Origin of the sequence: Yinghuangia aomiensis (genome assembly GCF_039542225.1) — a bacterium.
GTDB classification, from domain to species: Bacteria; Actinomycetota; Actinomycetes; order Streptomycetales; family Streptomycetaceae; genus Yinghuangia; species Yinghuangia aomiensis.
In genome coordinates, this window is the sequence record NZ_BAABHS010000009.1 from 211,576 (window position 1) to 226,477 (window position 14,902).

The 14,902-nt window shown below is 72.8% G+C and carries 14 protein-coding genes; 6 read left to right on the forward strand and 8 right to left on the reverse strand.

What is annotated here, in order from left to right:
- Positions 1 to 172: 172 nt before the first annotated feature.
- On the forward strand, positions 173 to 898 hold the full coding sequence (locus ABEA93_RS14760) for a hypothetical protein (RefSeq protein ID WP_345675958.1): 726 nt from the start codon (positions 173 to 175) through the stop codon (positions 896 to 898).
- Between the two features lie 113 nt (positions 899 to 1,011).
- Positions 1,012 to 1,503, forward strand: a complete 492-nt coding sequence (locus ABEA93_RS14765) for an NUDIX domain-containing protein (RefSeq protein WP_345675959.1) — start codon at positions 1,012 to 1,014, stop codon at positions 1,501 to 1,503.
- A gap of 11 nt (positions 1,504 to 1,514) precedes the next feature.
- Here ABEA93_RS14765 and ABEA93_RS14770 read toward each other — a convergent pair whose 3' ends face one another.
- From ABEA93_RS14770 to ABEA93_RS14785, 4 genes are all read right to left on the reverse strand, one after another.
- Entirely contained in the window at positions 1,515 to 1,985 is a 471-nt protein-coding gene (locus tag ABEA93_RS14770; protein ID WP_345675960.1) for an NUDIX domain-containing protein, read from the reverse strand.
- A 101-nt stretch (positions 1,986 to 2,086) separates the two neighbouring features.
- Complete coding sequence (locus ABEA93_RS14775) at positions 2,087 to 3,256, reverse strand: Mrp/NBP35 family ATP-binding protein (RefSeq protein ID WP_345675961.1); 1,170 nt, start codon at positions 3,254 to 3,256, stop codon at positions 2,087 to 2,089.
- Between the two features lie 10 nt (positions 3,257 to 3,266).
- Complete coding sequence (locus ABEA93_RS14780) at positions 3,267 to 3,941, reverse strand: DUF1003 domain-containing protein (RefSeq protein WP_345675962.1); 675 nt, start codon at positions 3,939 to 3,941, stop codon at positions 3,267 to 3,269.
- Positions 3,931 to 5,253, reverse strand: a complete 1,323-nt coding sequence (locus ABEA93_RS14785; protein ID WP_345675963.1) for a magnesium transporter MgtE N-terminal domain-containing protein — start codon at positions 5,251 to 5,253, stop codon at positions 3,931 to 3,933. Before ABEA93_RS14785 ends, ABEA93_RS14780 begins: the two co-directional genes overlap by 11 nt.
- Positions 5,254 to 5,572: 319 nt before the next feature.
- On the opposite strand from ABEA93_RS14785, the gene ABEA93_RS14790 reads away from it, so the two are divergent.
- Together ABEA93_RS14790 and ABEA93_RS14795 are read left to right on the forward strand one after the other, a co-directional pair.
- A complete protein-coding gene (locus ABEA93_RS14790) occupies positions 5,573 to 6,388 on the forward strand; it encodes a hypothetical protein (RefSeq protein WP_345675964.1) in 816 nt (271 codons plus the stop codon).
- A 43-nt stretch (positions 6,389 to 6,431) separates the two neighbouring features.
- On the forward strand, positions 6,432 to 7,367 hold the full coding sequence (locus ABEA93_RS14795; protein WP_345675965.1) for a hypothetical protein: 936 nt from the start codon (positions 6,432 to 6,434) through the stop codon (positions 7,365 to 7,367).
- A 44-nt stretch (positions 7,368 to 7,411) separates the two neighbouring features.
- On the opposite strand, the gene ABEA93_RS14800 is transcribed toward ABEA93_RS14795, so the two are convergent.
- Positions 7,412 to 7,951 carry a hypothetical protein gene (locus tag ABEA93_RS14800; protein WP_345675966.1) on the reverse strand — a complete coding sequence of 180 codons (540 nt, stop codon included), beginning with the start codon at positions 7,949 to 7,951 and terminating at the stop codon, positions 7,412 to 7,414.
- 147 nt (positions 7,952 to 8,098) lie between these two features.
- Between ABEA93_RS14800 and ABEA93_RS14805 the strand changes: the two genes are divergently transcribed.
- Positions 8,099 to 9,067 (forward strand): HpcH/HpaI aldolase/citrate lyase family protein, encoded by a 969-nt coding sequence (locus ABEA93_RS14805; protein ID WP_345675967.1) that lies wholly within the window; start codon positions 8,099 to 8,101, stop codon positions 9,065 to 9,067.
- Positions 9,068 to 9,175: 108 nt separating this feature from the next.
- On the opposite strand, the gene ABEA93_RS14810 is transcribed toward ABEA93_RS14805, so the two are convergent.
- Complete coding sequence (locus ABEA93_RS14810; protein WP_345675968.1) at positions 9,176 to 9,583, reverse strand: ATP-binding protein; 408 nt, start codon at positions 9,581 to 9,583, stop codon at positions 9,176 to 9,178.
- Positions 9,584 to 9,970: 387 nt separating this feature from the next.
- Between ABEA93_RS14810 and ABEA93_RS14815 the strand changes: the two genes are divergently transcribed.
- Entirely contained in the window at positions 9,971 to 10,501 is a 531-nt protein-coding gene (locus ABEA93_RS14815) for an ATP-binding protein (RefSeq protein WP_345675969.1), read from the forward strand.
- Positions 10,502 to 10,743: 242 nt separating this feature from the next.
- Here the strand turns inward: ABEA93_RS14815 and ABEA93_RS14820 are convergent, their stop codons facing one another.
- Together ABEA93_RS14820 and ABEA93_RS14825 are read right to left on the reverse strand one after the other, a co-directional pair.
- Positions 10,744 to 11,886 carry a hypothetical protein gene (locus ABEA93_RS14820; protein ID WP_345675970.1) on the reverse strand — a complete coding sequence of 381 codons (1,143 nt, stop codon included), beginning with the start codon at positions 11,884 to 11,886 and terminating at the stop codon, positions 10,744 to 10,746.
- 433 nt (positions 11,887 to 12,319) lie between these two features.
- Positions 12,320 to 14,692, reverse strand: coding sequence for a hypothetical protein (locus ABEA93_RS14825; RefSeq protein WP_345675971.1), 2,373 nt, complete (start codon positions 14,690 to 14,692; stop codon positions 12,320 to 12,322).
- Positions 14,693 to 14,902 lie beyond the last annotated feature (210 nt).

A 14,902-nucleotide genomic window follows, 5' to 3' on the forward strand; every position in this document is an offset into this window, starting at 1 on the left:
CACCGGTATTCCCCCGATAATGCGCATGCGACCCGCCCGAACGGCGGGTCGTACGCGATTGCCGCGCCTGCACGGGGGCTGAGGCCGTACCGTGCCAGAGCGGGACCTGTGCCGAGTGTCACCTGCGGCGGTGGGTCCCCAGCGGCCACGGCGCTCCATGGAGATGGCAGGTATGGACACGCAAGGCATGGACACGATGAGCCACGCGGGGGTCGACGGCGTGGCGGCGCAGAACCCGACCGGCGGCGGAGGTGCCGCGATCGCGGCACCGGCGGCGGGTGCGTCCGCCGCGGACGACGCGGACGCGGAGCGCGGGCCGTCGCTGCTGGAGCAGTACCTCACCGCGGACTTCCCCTGGTACGGCCTCGACGCCGGCTGGGACGGCAGACGCTGGCTCGCCTCGGTGTGCGCGGGGCGCGAGGGCCTGGAGTACGGCACCCTCGGGCACGGCGACGCGCCGAGCCGCCGCCCCGGCGTCCCGACGCCGCGCAGGTTCGTGTCGGTGGTCACCGTGCCGCAGCGCGACCGGCGTCCGAGCGGCGACGGCGCGGGCATGCTCGAGGCCACGTCGATGGCGAGCGCGGCCTCGGTCGCGGGCGTCGCGCTGCTGGGCGACAGCTGGCCGTGGGACCTGGACCGCGAACTGCGCCAGGAGTGGATGGACCAGCAGACCCACCTGGCGTGGGAACTCGCCGACAACCTCGAGGGCGACGGCTGGACCGGGCTCGCCATCCCGGTCAACGGCGTCCCGAACCGGTTCCGCTACCGCGAGTCGGAGTACGGCTGGGTGCTGGCCGGGCAGGCGGCCGGGGTGTACCTCGGGCTGTACGGGCGCGGCGTGAGCGCGTACGGGCTCGGGCTGGCGCTGCTGCCGGAACTGAAGGCGTACGAGGGCTGAGACGGCCGGGTGCGGCCGCTTCGGCCGCTTCGGCCCGGAGGGCTCCCGCGCCGAACACCGGCGGCGTCGGCGTGCGGCCACCGGCGACGGCGGCGAGGCGGCATCATGGTCGGGTGACTTGGCTGCCGCCGGAGGAATACGTCCGCACCCTGCCGAACGCCACGATGTACGGCGCGCTGTACTTCACCGACGAGGACGGAAACCCCTTGGGGCTGCAGTCCGTTCGCTCGGCGGAGGCGTGGCAGCTGCCGGGCGGGAACGTCGAGCACGAGGACGCGTCGCCGTTCGTGACGGCGGTCCGGGAGTGCCGCGAGGAGACCGGCATCGTCTTCACGGGTGAACCGGCGCTCCTGCTCACCCACTTCCGCGCCGCCGACGCGGCGTGGCCGTGCGACAAGGTGGGGTTCGTCTTCGACGGCGGCATCCTGACCCCGGAGGCCCTCGACGGCATCGTCCTGGATCCCTCCGAACACGACACCTGGCGGGTGGCGACCCTGGCGGAGTGGGAGGCGATGGCCGGCGTGCGTGTCTTCCGCCGGATTCGGGCCCTCGCGGAGGCCCGGAGCCGGGGCGCGGCGGGGTTCGTGCTGGAGCCGCGCGGCTGACGCTGCCGCGCTCACCCCAGGTAGGGCGTTCCGGAACCGGCCGCGTAGTGGTCGATGCGCAGCCGTTGCGTCGGATGCATCGGCAACGCGTCGAGCTGCGCCGCGTCGACGAACGCGACGTCCGTCGACTCGTCCGACACCGCGAGCCGCCCGCCCACGGCGCGCGCCGTGAAGCACACCGCGAACTGCTGCCGCACCTCCCCGTCGGCATACGCGATCACGTGCTTCGGGTCGCTGAAGATCCCCACCAGCCCGGTGACTTCGACGTCGAGTCCGGTCTCCTCCCGCACTTCCCGCACCGCGCACCCGACCAGCGACTCCCCCAGCTCCATGCCCCCGCCCGGCAGCACCCAGTTCCCGGAGTCCCCCCGCCGGACGAGCAGCACCCGTCCGGCATCGTCGGCGACCACCGCGGAGGCGGCCACGACAAGGGAATTGGGCGGGGGAGCGGCGGGATCGTCGTAGTAGTCGATGCGCGGCATACGGCCACGGTACGTACGTGGCCCGGAAACGGAACCGCGCGCCGCGGTGGTCCGCGGCGCGCAGCTCGTGGGGTCTTGTCCTCGGCCCCGTGGAGGCTGGGTCAGAACTTGCGCCGCGGGGTCAGCCCCAGCTGCATGCCGGAGAGGCCGCGCTGGCGGTTGCCGAGCTTCGTGGCGATCGCGTTGAGGGCGGCGGCGGCGGGGGAGTCCGGGGCGTCCAGGACGACCGGGGTGCCGGTGTCGCCGCCTTCGCGGAGGCGGGTGTCGATGGGGATCTGGCCGAGCAGCGGAACCTTGGTGCCGGTGGCCTGGGACAGGCCGTCCGCCACGCGCTGTCCGCCGCCGCTGCCGAAGACGTCGAGGATGTGGTCGTCGCAGTGCGGGCACGGCAGCCCGGACATGTTCTCGATGACGCCCGCGACGGTCTGGCGGGTCTCCACGGCGATCGTGCCCGCGCGTTCGGCGACCTCGGCGGCGGCCTGCTGCGGGGTGGTGACCACGAGGATCTCGGCGTTCGGGACCAGCTGGGCGACCGAGATGGCGATGTCGCCGGTGCCCGGCGGCAGGTCCATGAGCAGGACGTCGAGGTCGCCCCAGAACACGTCCGCCAGGAACTGCTGGAGCGCCCGGTGCAGCATCGGCCCGCGCCACACCACCGGGGTGTTGCCCGGGGTGAACATGCCGATCGAGATGACCTTCACGCCCTGTGCGGCGGGCGGCATGATCATGTTCTCGACCTGGGTCGGGCGGCCGTCCACGCCGAGCATGCGCGGCACCGAGTGGCCGTAGATGTCCGCGTCCACGACGCCGACCTTCAGGCCCTGCGCGGCCATCGCCGCGGCCAGGTTGACGGTGACCGAGGACTTGCCGACGCCGCCCTTGCCGGACGCCACCGCGTAGACCCGGGTCAGCGACCCCGGCTGGGCGAACGGCACCTCGCGCTCGGCCTGGCCGCCGCGCAGGTGCGTCGCGAGTTCCTTGCGCTGCGCGTCGCTCATGACGTCCAGCTCGACCGCGACGGACGTCACACCCGTGACCGCCGCGACCGCGTCGCGGACCCGCGTGGTGATGGTGTCGCGCATGGGGCAGCCGGCCACGGTGAGGTACACCGCGACGTCGACGCGCCCGTCGGCGGCGATGCCGACGGATTTGACCATGCCGAGTTCGGTGATGGGCTTGCCGATCTCGGGGTCGTTGACGGTCGCCAGGGCGTCCCGGACGTCGTCTTCCGAGACCGAGGTGGCCGTGCCGCCGGATTCCAGGGTTGCCATACGAATGAGCTTACGTGCCCGCGGAAGTACCCCGGCGTGGAGGTTGCCCGCCGTCGTCCGGACCGCCGCCCGAGCCGGTGCCGGAGCCGCCGCCGGAACCCGGGCCCGAGCCGGACCCCGGCTCGCCCCCGGACAGCACCGAGTCCGTCTCCCGCCGCTCGTCCAGCTCCTTGACCAGCGCCTGCAGCTCCGAGCGCAGGAAGTCGCGGGTCGCCACCTCGCCCAGCGCGATGCGCAGCGACGCCACCTCGCGGGTCAGGTATTCGGTGTCCGCGATGTTGCGCTCGTTGCGGGCCCGGTCCTGTTCGAGGTTGACGCGGTCCCGGTCGTCCTGCCGGTTCTGCGCGAGCAGGATCAGCGGCGCCGCGTACGACGCCTGGAGCGACAGCGCCAGGGTCAGGAAGATGAACGGGTACTCGTCGAAGCGCAGCGGCGTCGGCACGACCACGTTCCAGCCGATCCACGCGATGACCGTGGCCGTCATGTAGACGAGGAACCGCCCCGTCCCGAGGAACCGTGCGATGCGCTCCGACATCCGGCCGAACGACTCCGGGTCGTACTCCGGGAACGGGCTCAGCCGCCGCCGCGGCAGGCTCGGCTGGTCCAGCCGGGGCCGGCGCCGCCGGTCGTCGGACGAGCCGCGCCGCCGCTCGTCGGTCGCGGTGCTCTGCGGGTCACGGGGCACGGCGTCGCCCCCTCGGCGGAATCGCGAGGACCGCACCCGCCGCGCCCACTCCGGCCGGCTCGCCGTCCACGGCTCCCTCGCGCCAGTCCTCCGGCAGCAGGTGGTCGAGCACGTCGTCGACGGTGACCGCGCCGAGCAGGTGGTCGTCCTCGTCCACGACGGGCGCGGCGACCATGTTGTACGCGGCCAGGAAGCTCGTCACGTCGGCCAGCGCCGTGTCCGGGCGCAGCGGCTGCAGGTCGGTGTCCACGACCGCGCCGACCAGCGTGAACGGGGGATCGCGGAGCAGCCGCTGGAAGTGCACGGTGCCCAGGTACTTCCCGGTCGGCGTCTCGGTCGGCGGCCGGCACACGTACACCTGGCTGGCCAGCGCGGGCGACAGGTCCGGGTTGCGGACCAGCGCGAGGGCCTCGGCGATCGTCGCGTCCGGCTCCAGCACGATCGGCTCGGTGGTCATCATGCCGCCCGCGGTGTCGTCGGAGTACGTGAGCAGGCGCCGCACGTCCTCCGCCTCGTCGGGCTCCATCAGGTCCAGCAGGCGCTCGGCGGTCTCCTCCGGCAGCTCGGAGATCAGGTCCGCGGCGTCGTCCGGGTCCATCGCCTCCAGGACGTCCGCGGCGCGCTCCTCGCGCAGTTGGCCGAGGATCTCGACCTGGTCGTCCTCGGGTAGCTCCTCGAGGACGTCGGCGAGACGGTCGTCGTCCAGCGCCGCGGCCACCTCGACGCGGCGCTTCGCGGACAGGTTGTGCAGCACGTTCGCCAGGTCCGCGGGGCGCAGCTGCTCGAAGGTGGCCAGGAGGTTCGCGGCGCCCTGCTGCTCCTCGGGGCGTTCGAAGCCGGTGACGGCGTTCCAGTCGACGGTCAGCGTCTCGCCGCGGCGGCGGCGCAGCGCGGAACCGCTGCCGCCTTTCTGCACGAACAGCTTGCTCACGTACCAGTCGCGTCCGCGGCCGGTGCTCATCGCGACGTCGAGGACGGTCACCTGCTCGCCGGTCTCGACCAGCGTCACCCGCCGGTCGAGCATGTCGCCCAGGACGAGGGTCTCGGTCGGCCGCTGCTCGAAGCGCCGCATGTTGACCAGGCCGGTGGTGATGACCTCGCCGGTCTCCACGCTGGTCACCCGGGTCATCGGCACGAAGATGCGGCGGCGGGTGGTGACCTCGGCGACCAGCCCGAGGACGCGCGGGGGCTGGGCGGCGGTGCGCAGCGCCACGACCACGTCGCGGAGCCGTCCCACCTGGTCGCCGACCGGGTCGAAGACCGCGGCGGCGGACAGGTGCGAGATGAACACCCGGCTCGGCGTCGCACTCATGCCGCTCCCTCCGACGTGGTCCTCAGTGGTCTCCGCTGCGTCCGGGCCCGGAGGGGAGCGGCCCCGCCGCGCGCCGGACGGCGCCGACATCCCCGGATACCCCTCCGTGCGGCCGCGCACTCCCCACCGCGGTCCGCCCCGACGCCACAGTAGCGCCCGGCGGGGCCGCGCGATCTTCGGGCGGCGGCGGAACGCCCCCGCGCTCCGGGGCGGCCTCCGGCCCCGCGCAAGCCCGGATGCGCGGGGCCGGGGGCCCGCGACCGGCCCGGAGTTTGTACGCTGCCGGGTGACCCGACCGACACCCGCCCCAGGGAATCCGGTGCGCCTCCGCCTTCGTGCTACCGCCGTACTGCTGACGATCGTGGCCGTGTTCTCCGCGGCCTGCTCGTCCGGCGACGATCCGACCGGCCGCGCCGCCGACCCGGTCGACACGCTGCTCGACCAGGCCCGGACGGCCGCCAAGACCGCGACCGCGGTGCACATGACCGGCACATGGGTCACCAAGAACGTCGAGTACCAGATCGACATGCGCATCAAGACCGACGGCGCGACCGGCGAAGTCACCACCGCGGGCACCAAGATCGAGCTGCTGCGGGTCGGCGCCGACCTGTTCGTGCGCGGCGACGAGTCCCTCTACGCGCCGCGGGACGGCCGCCAGGACCCCGGCGCGGACGAATCCGCGCAGATGCTGCGCGACAAGTTCGTGAAGGTCCCGCCGGACGATCCGGCGTTCGCCCGGCTGTCCGGGTTCACCCAGCTGCACCCGCTGCTCGACGACCTGTTCCGGCTCGGCGGCAAGGTCAAGAAGGACGGCCGGAAGAACGTGCGCGGCATCGAGACGCTGATCCTCAGCGGCGACAAGGGCCGCGGCGGCGAGCTCGACATCGCGCTCGGCGATTCCGCGCCGTTCCCGATGCAGTACAGCCCGGGGCTGAACGCGGGCCGGCTCGACCTGTACGAGTACAACCAGGACTTCCCGGTCGGTCCGCCGCCGGGGGACAAGGTCGTCGACTACGGTTCGCTCACCGGCGCATCGCCCACCGGCAAGCCCGGCACGGACGCGGACGGCGGCGGGCCTTCGTCGCCGAGCGGTTCCCCGAAGCCGTCGGGGACGTCGACCAAGAACCCGAGCTGAGCGCGCTAGTCTGCACACGTCTTCTCAGATAAGGATTCTGTCGGTGGATCAGGTACGCGCCCGACGGCGGACGGGTTTCGCGGCGGCGGCGGTCGCCGTCACGGTTCTCGCGGCGGCCGGCTGCAGCGTCGGCAAGCCCGCGCACCGGTCCTTCACCGACCCGAGCGACGAGCCGTCGGTCGGCCTGCCGCTCGGCAACCAGGTGGCCGGCCTCGACCCGGCGGCGATCCTGCAGCGCGCCCAAGCGGCCACCGCCGCGGCCGCGTTCGTGCACGTCAAGGGCTCGGTCGGGGACGGCGGGAAGAACGCGTTCGCGGTCGACATGAACTTCACCAGCACGGGCAGCGACGGCACCATCAAGCAGGACAGCATGACCGCGCGGGTCACCCGGGTGCAGAACCAGGTGTGGTTCCAGGGCGACTCGCGGTTCTGGTCGGACGTCGGCAGCACCCAGGCCGACGTGGCGAACAGCGGCAAGTACGTCCAGGTCCCGGCCAACGACAAGCGGTTCGCGGGCCTGGTCGACAACACGTACATCGAACGCCTGGTCGCGAAGCTGCTCGGCAAGCCCGGCGCGCTGGAGAAGGGCGAGGCGCGCGACGTCAACGGCCGCCGCGCGATCCCGCTGGTGGACAAGGGCGCGGGCGGCGGCACGATCTGGGTCGCCACCGAAGGCGCGCCCTACTTCGTGCGGTTCGAGTCCGCGGCGGACGCCAAGGCGCGTGGTTCGGTCGACTTCCTCGGCTACAACGAGCGCACCGTCGTGAACGCGCCGGACCCGGACCAGGTCGTCGACAAGGACCTGTCGCCCGCGCCGACCCGGGGCGGCTCGACGAAGAAGCCGCCGAGCGGGTCGAACTCGACCTCCGGCAGCGGCAAGACGCCGGTCGGCACGGCCACCGGAACGGCACCGGGCGGCGGAAGCAGCAGCACGACCCGCGGCGGCACGGCGACGGGCACCAAGAGCACCGGAAGGTAGCCCCCGGGGCGGGGGCTGTCCCCTGCCCGCTTCCCGGGAGCCGCTCAGCGGCCCCGCAGCCGCTTCCCGAACGAGTAATTGCGCGGTGCGGCGCCGCGGGTCTTCGCGGGGCTGGGCACTGGCGCCGCGGCCTGCGAGCCGGCGGGCAGCCCCGCGCCGTGGGCGATCGCGCGGGCCGGGCCGATCCGGACGATCACGCAGTCCCGCGCCCACCGGTCCGGCTGGGCGTCGCCGTCGTGCGCGTTGAGGCGCTCGCCGTGCAGCGCGGCCACGGCGGCGTCCCACGCGGTCGCTCCGGGCGCCAGGACCGCGACGTCGGCCGCCCAGGCGACCAGCCGCCCGCCCTTGTCCTTGCTCCGGACCGTCACCTCCACCGCGGCGGCCTCGGCGAGCCCCGGCAGGTGCTGCTCGACGCCGCCGCCGGTGCGCTGCTGGAGGACCAGCACGGCGCCGTCGTGCCACACATGCCACACCGGGCGTGCCGCGTGGCCCGGGACGGCGATCCACACCAGCGCGGACTTCTTCGCGGCCTCCTCGACGAGCGCGGCGTCGAACAAGGCGTCGGCGGTACCGGGGTCGGTCATGGCGCCAGCGTCCCACGCCGGGGCCGCCCGGGGACGCCGCCCGCGGTCCGCGTCTCGCGTGCCGGAACGGTGCATACCCCCCATGGCCGACCTGGTGACCTGCCAGTAACCTGACCGCACGATCCGCATGCAATGGGAGGACCTCATATGGCCGCCACATCGCGTAGCCTGCGTTCCCGCCGCTCCTGTATGGCAGTTCCGGGCAGCAATCCGCGCTTCATCGAGAAGGCCCAGGGCCTTCCCGTCGACCAGGTGTTCCTCGACCTGGAGGACGCCTGCGCGCCGCTCGCCAAGGAGGGCGCCCGCCACACCATCGTCGACGCGCTGAACAACGGCGACTGGGGCGACCGCATCCGCGTCGTGCGGGTCAACGACTGGACCACGCACTGGACGTACCGCGACGTCACCACGGTGGTCGAGGGCGCCGGCGCGAACCTCGACTGCATCATGCTGCCCAAGGTGCAGGACGCCGCCCAGGTCAAGGCGCTCGACCTGCTGCTCACCCAGATCGAGAAGACGGTCGGCCTGGAGGTCGGCAAGATCGGCATCGAGGCGCAGATCGAGAACGCGCGCGGGCTGGTCAACGTCGACGAGATCGCGGCCGCGTCGCCGCGCATCGAGACGATCATCTTCGGCCCGGCCGACTTCATGGCGTCGATCAACATGAAGTCGCTGGTCGTCGGCGAGCAGCCGCCCGGCTACGACACGGGCGACGCGTACCACTACATCCTCATGCGGATCCTGATGGCCGCACGCATGCACGACCTGCAGGCGATCGACGGCCCGTACCTGCAGATCAAGGACACCGACGGCTTCCGCCGGGTGGCCGGCCGCTCCGCCGCGCTGGGCTTCGACGGCAAGTGGGTGCTGCACCCCGGCCAGATCGACGCCGCGAACGAGGTCTACGCGCCGTCCCAGGCCGACTACGACCACGCCGAGATGATCCTCGACGCGTACGACTGGTGCACGTCCGAGGCCGGCGGCAAGAAGGGCGCCGCGATGCTCGGCGACGAGATGATCGACGAGGCGTCCCGCAAGATGGCGCTGGTCATCTCCGCGAAGGGCCGCGCCGCGGGCATGAACCGGACGAGCAAGTTCGAGCCGCCGCAGAGCTGAGCACGACCGGAGGCCCCGGCGCGCCCCGTGCGGGCGCGCCGGGGCCTCCGGCTTTCCGCCGTCGCCGGTGGTCCGGTCCGCCCGGTCGTGCCCTGCCCCCGCCCGGTGTCAGGCCTTGCCGAGCGGCAGCACGACCCAGACCGCCTTGCCGCCGTCCTCGGTGCGCTGGACCTCGGTGATCCCGTCCGCCTCGGTGACCACCTCGTGCACCACGCCGAGCGCGTCGGGGGTGCGGGCCGCGGGCGGCCGCGGGTCGGCGTCGTGCACGCCGACGCCTATGTGGCCGTCACCGAGGACCATCGTCAAGGTGAACGACGGGGTGAGCCGGTCGGCGTTGCGGACCGAGTTCGCGGCCAGCTCGGACACGATCAGGCGCAGGTCGTACTCCAGGTCCGCGTCCGGGAACACACCCCAGTCGGCCAGCGTGTCGCTGAGCAGCCGGCGCGCCCGGGGGACGGACGCCGGTGCCGGACTGAGCTGTTCCGTGCGGTGCCGGGCCCGCGAATCGGCGGTCATGTGGGGTCCTCACACGGCTTGGGAGGCCCGCCAGGGCCGGTGCGGACAGGCAGCACGGACTAGCATGGCCCGCCCGGAGATCATGCCGCAACGCGTTCCCGCATCCGGATGCCGATCCGCGGACACCCCGTGGGGGCGCCTCGTGGCGCCGCACGTGACCTGCGACAACGCGGGAACGCGGGTCTGCGCGGGTAGAACCGGGGCGTTTCACCGTCCGGCGGGGGTGTCCCGCGGCGCGGAACGGGCACTATCCGGGTGCGCGGCCCCGGGGTGCCGCGGCCGCCCGCACGGCATCCGAGCACGACCTCCGCAGCGCCTTCAGCACCGCCAGAGCACCCGAGCACCCGAGCACCACGAGCATTCGACCCGAGCGAACTGGACCCACCGATGAGCGCCATGCGATCCCGGGCCCCCGGCGGCGGGGACGCGCGCGATCCGCGGCCCGGTCGCCGGCAGGTGCGGCGGCTGCCGTTCACGTCGGCCTCCGGTGCCGTCGGCCGCTCCCGCACCTTCCTGCGCACGTCGATGCAGGCGTACGGCTGGCTCCCCGCCCCCGACCAGCCCACCGAACTCGCCGCCGACGACATCCTGCTGGTCGCCGTCGAACTGGTCACCAACGCCTGCCTGCACGGCGGCGGCCCGGTCGAGCTGCGGATGATCGTCACGGACGGCACGGTGCGCATCGAGGTCGACGACCGCAACGACCGGACGCCGGAGCCGCGCAGCCCCTTCGAGGGGCCGCGCGCGGGCGGCCACGGGCTGCACATCGTGCGGCGGTTGGCCCGCGAGTGGGGCGTGCAGGTGCACAGCGGCTTCCGCAGCCGTGGGAAGACCGTGTGGGCGGAGTTGGTGGCGCCGGACCGCGCCGAGGAGGAGAAGCGCGCCGAGAGCGACGAGGGGCCGGGCGCGGAGATCTGAGGCCCGGCCGATTCCGCGGCGGCCGGGGCCGATTGCGGCCGCCGAACGCACCAGGGCCGAACGCACCAGGGCCGAACGCGCCTAGGCAGAACGCGCCTAGGCAGAACGCACCGAGGGGGAAGCACCGAGGCCGGGCAGTCCCCGAAGGGACCGCCCGGCCTCGGCCGGTGGTCGTCCGGCGCCGCGTCCGTCACCTCGCCGACGGACCGCCGCCGGTCACCGGAGGAACCGACGTGCGTCGACTACCACTTGACGGTGATCGGCGCGATCGCGACCTTGTCGAACTTGAACGACGTGTCGATCTCGGCGGCGGTGATCGAGTTGACCTTGGTGCTGGTCACCAGGATGTAGGTGCAGAACTTGCCGTCCGAACCGGCCCACGCGGCGGAGAAGTTCGCCACCGGGGTGGTGCCGTTGACGCCGATGATGGCGACCAGCGTGTTCGGCGTGAAGTTCTCGCCGGTGACCTTGACGAACGACCACGGCCGGATGCTCGTCTTGCTCAGCGTGATCTTCCGCTGCGGGACCGGGATTTCCTTCTTCTTCACGGTGATCGGCGCGGTGGCGCTCTTGGCGCCGTTCGTCACCTTGACCGTGTAGGAGCCGTCGGCGGTGCCGGCCGCGACCGTCACGCTGCCGCCGAGCTTGCCGTCCGCGGCCACCGCGAGGGTGTTGGCGGAGATGCCGGCCGGGTTGCAGTTCGCGCCGGCCGCGTCGCACAGCTCGGGCGTGGCCGGGGTGTTCGGGGCCCAGTTGACGCCCGCGAGGGCGGCGCTGCCGCCCGGCTCGACGGTGCCCGGGTCGGCGCTGAGCGTCGGCACCTCGGGCTGCGGGGTCTTGACCGTCACCGTCTCGGCGACGCCGCCGCCGGAGGTGATGTCGCACGGCGTGACCTGAGTGATGTTGTACGACGGGATGAAGACCGTCGTGACCAGCTTCACCGGGGTGAACGTCACGTCGCCGGCCGCGGTCGCCGGAATGGTGAGCTGCCCCGCGTACGGCGGCGGGGTGATCGGCGCGTTCTGCGCCACGTCCATCGTGGTGGTCGGGCCGGTCACGGTGACCGTGCCCGACGCGCCGCCGCCCAGCTGGAGGGTGATGGACGGGGTGACCTGCACACCGGTCAGCGGGACGGGGCTGGTCGCCGGGCTGGCGCCCAGCTTGACGTTCGCGGTGACCGACGCGCCCGGGTCGGCGGGGTTGGGCGTGACGGACAGGTCGATCTGCTGGGGACCCGTGAAGTGCTTGTTGAGCGCTTCGACGAAGCAGTCCACGGACGGGGTGATCGTGCCGGCGGAAGCCGCCGGGGCGATGGCCATCAGGCCGGTCGCCATGATCGCGCCCGCACCGAGTCCGGCCGCGAGACGCCTGACAAGTGAGGTCATGGGTTGAAGCTCCCTTCTGGAGGAACCGTCGCGTCCGCGTGGCGCCGAACGTACGGCTGTTCGGGCGCCCGGGCCTGCCGCCGGCGAGGTACTTGCGGTGGCCGGGGCGCCGTTCGTGCCGAGAACCGGGGGAGTGCGACCGTGGGCTCCCGACCCCTGTTCGGGAGCCTCGCGGCCGCACGACTGGAACGTGTTACAGAAGTGGGGCGGAGATATTCAGTCGTGGATACGCTCCGAAGTCAAGCCCGAAATTACTCCCGGTAACACCCCATTCCGTTGGCTCGCAAGCCGCTGACCTGCGGTGACACGTGTCGAATGGGGACGGACTCACAATCCCTGCTATTTCCGGTGATCACGAAAAAGCCGCGGGGGGGGGAGACGCGGACAATGTCTGCGTCTCACCCCCGCGGGTGACGTGCGGGTCGCGAGCGGCTCAGATGAGCGTCAGCGTGAGCGTCGCCGTGTAGGTGCCGGCGAGCTGGAAGCCCGGCACGCTGAGCGACAGGTTCGCGTCGCCGGAGAACTCGCCGCCGCTCGGCTTGCCGGGCGTGGTCTGCGCCGGCATGCCGCACAGCCGCGCACCCGACACGGCGCCCGCGGTGCCGGTCAGCACCGGGCTGGGCGAGTCCGGGTTGACCACGGCGCAGGCCGGCGTCCAGGCGAGCTGGGCACCCGGGATCGCGCCGTTCCGCTCCGACGTGAAGTCACCGATCTGCCCGGTGAGTTCCCAGCCGAGTGTGCCGCCGCGGAAGTCCTGGACGACGACCTGGTTGAGCTTGCCGTCCATGCTCTGCGGCTTGCCGTTCAGGGTGATCGGCGACAGCTGGATCCGGGTGGGTGCGCCGTTCTGCTTGAAGCCCAGCGCGCCCGGCTCCACGTTGCCGCCGGTGTTGCCGCCGCCCCCGCCTTCCACGGTGAACTTCGCGGCGACGGCCTTGGTGATGTCGGTACCCTCGGCGGCCGCGATCTGGTCGGTCTGCGCCTTGGTGACGGTGATCTGCCCGGTGAAGGTGCCGTCCGGGCCGGACTTGAGGAACGCCAGGTCGAACGTCGGCTGCTGGTCCTTGTCGATGCCCGCGAGCGAGATGTCGACGTTGGGGGCGTAGCCGGTGCCGTGCACGGTGACGACGGTGCCCAGCGGCCCGTGGTTCGGCGTCAGTGTGACCGCCCGGTTGTTCGGCGCGGGCGCGTCGACGGTGAGCGGAGCAGTCGCCGACGAGGTGCCGATGGCCACCTTGACCGTGCGGGCGCCCTGCGGTGCGGTGGGCGCGAGCGTGGCATTGCCGCTCAGTTGCCCGTCCGGCGCCACCGCAAGGGTGTTCGCCGAGAACGCGGCCGCGTCGCATGCCGTGCCGTCCGCCGCGCACAGCTGTACGGCAACCGAACCGGCCCCGACCTGCGGCCAGTTGACGCCGGACAGCGCCACCGCGTCGCCCGCCTTGACCGGATTGGGCGCCGCCGCCAGCGTGGCGGGCGGCGGGGCCGGGATGCCGGCCTGCATCGTCGTGGACACGCCGGGCGTGCCGACGACGGTGCACGGCGAGGTCTGCGCGATGAGCTTGAGCGAGTAGTCGCCCGGCGTCAGGTCGATCTTGCCGTTCGCGGTGACCGGGAACGTGCCCGTCATGTCGGAGACCTGGACGACCGCCGGAGGCGCGCCCGCGCTCGGGTTCTTCTTCGGGCCCGTCATCGTCACCGTGCCGGTCTGCGCGCCGGACAGCTTGACCACGCCGGTCGGCGTGACGGTGTCCGCGAGCAGGACGACGAGCGGCATCTGCGGGTTCCGCGGGTACTGCTTCCAGCGCCACGTCACGGTCACCTGGTCGCCCACGTTGTAGTAGGCCTTCTCCGGGCTGACCTCCAGGGCCACTTCCGGCTTCCAGCCGTAGTTGGCGCCGTTGGTGACCTGCTTGCAGTTGACGTCGTACTGGATCGGGTCCGCCCACGCGGGCGCGTTGTTGCGCACCTTGAGCGGGGTGGTCAGCGAGGTCGTGCCGGAGGTGACACGCAGCGCGTAGTCGCCCTCGGACGCGGTCCGCGGGATCGACACGCTGCCCGTGAGGGCGCCGTTGGCGTCGACGGCGACGCCGGTCGCGGGCGCCTTCGCCGGGTCGCACGCGGTGCCGTCGGCCGCGCACAGCGCCACGGCAGGGGCCGCGCCGCCGGCCGGCCAGTTCGCCCCGGTGATCCGGAACGGCGAGCCGCCGGGCCGGACTTCGCCGCGGCTGACGCCGAGCGAGGCGGGCAGGATGCTGCCGTCGACCTGGAGGGTCGTGGACACGCCGGGCGTGGTCGTGGCGTTGCACGGGGTCTCCCACGTGCCGACCTGGTGCGCGACGTTCTTGTAGCTGCCCGGCGACAGGTTGATCGCGCCCGGCTTGGTGATGGTGAGCGTGCCGGTCATCGTGGACAGCCACAGGGGCTGGCCGCTCGGCGTCGACGCGTTCTTCTGCGGGCCGGTGACGTTGACGGTGCCGCCTTGCGCACCGGACACGTTGACGGTTCCGAACGGCTGGACCGAGTCGGCGTTCACGGTCACACCGGACGGGTTGTTGGCCGCGGCCTTCCAGTTCCAGGTGACGGTCACCTGGTCGCCGACCGCGTACACCGGCTTTGCCGGGCTGACCGTCAGGTCGACCTGGGCCTGGAAATCGAACGGGCTGCCGCCCACACTCGGCGGCGTGCAGTGCACGTTGTACGCCACGGTCGCGGCCTGAGCGGCCGGCGACCCCAGCGTGACAACTGCCCCGACGGCCATGGCGGCGGTCCCCACGACCGCCGCCAAGGACTTCGCGGGTTTGCGCATAGAGAGCTGTCCCTCCTCGGGATCCGTGCCCGGCCCGCCCCGGGGTGAGCGGTCCGGATGCACGGCCTCGCGGACTCCGCACGGCAGGCCGCTGCGGGCCGGCCGAAGGGCCGAAATGCCGTGCCGCGGACGGCCGGTCGCTCGGCCGGGCGAGCCCGGCCGAGTAGGGGTGACGCCGTCGGCGCGGGGCGGCCCGGCGCCCCACACGCC

Bases quoted from the DNA above. Each gene is read 5' to 3' on its own strand.
- ABEA93_RS14760 (WP_345675958.1), top strand. From the start codon at position 173: ATGGACACGCAAGGCATGGACACGATGAGCCACGCGGGGGTCGACGGC.
- ABEA93_RS14770 (WP_345675960.1), bottom strand. From the start codon at position 1,985: ATGCCGCGCATCGACTACTACGACGATCCCGCCGCTCCCCCGCCCAAT.
- ABEA93_RS14775 (WP_345675961.1), bottom strand. From the start codon at position 3,256: ATGGCAACCCTGGAATCCGGCGGCACGGCCACCTCGGTCTCGGAAGAC.
- ABEA93_RS14785 (WP_345675963.1), bottom strand. From the start codon at position 5,253: ATGAGTGCGACGCCGAGCCGGGTGTTCATCTCGCACCTGTCCGCCGCC.
- ABEA93_RS14800 (WP_345675966.1), bottom strand. From the start codon at position 7,951: ATGACCGACCCCGGTACCGCCGACGCCTTGTTCGACGCCGCGCTCGTC.
- ABEA93_RS14805 (WP_345675967.1), top strand. From the start codon at position 8,099: ATGGCCGCCACATCGCGTAGCCTGCGTTCCCGCCGCTCCTGTATGGCA.
- ABEA93_RS14810 (WP_345675968.1), bottom strand. From the start codon at position 9,583: ATGACCGCCGATTCGCGGGCCCGGCACCGCACGGAACAGCTCAGTCCG.
- ABEA93_RS14815 (WP_345675969.1), top strand. From the start codon at position 9,971: ATGAGCGCCATGCGATCCCGGGCCCCCGGCGGCGGGGACGCGCGCGAT.
- ABEA93_RS14820 (WP_345675970.1), bottom strand. From the start codon at position 11,886: ATGACCTCACTTGTCAGGCGTCTCGCGGCCGGACTCGGTGCGGGCGCG.
- ABEA93_RS14825 (WP_345675971.1), bottom strand. From the start codon at position 14,692: ATGCGCAAACCCGCGAAGTCCTTGGCGGCGGTCGTGGGGACCGCCGCC.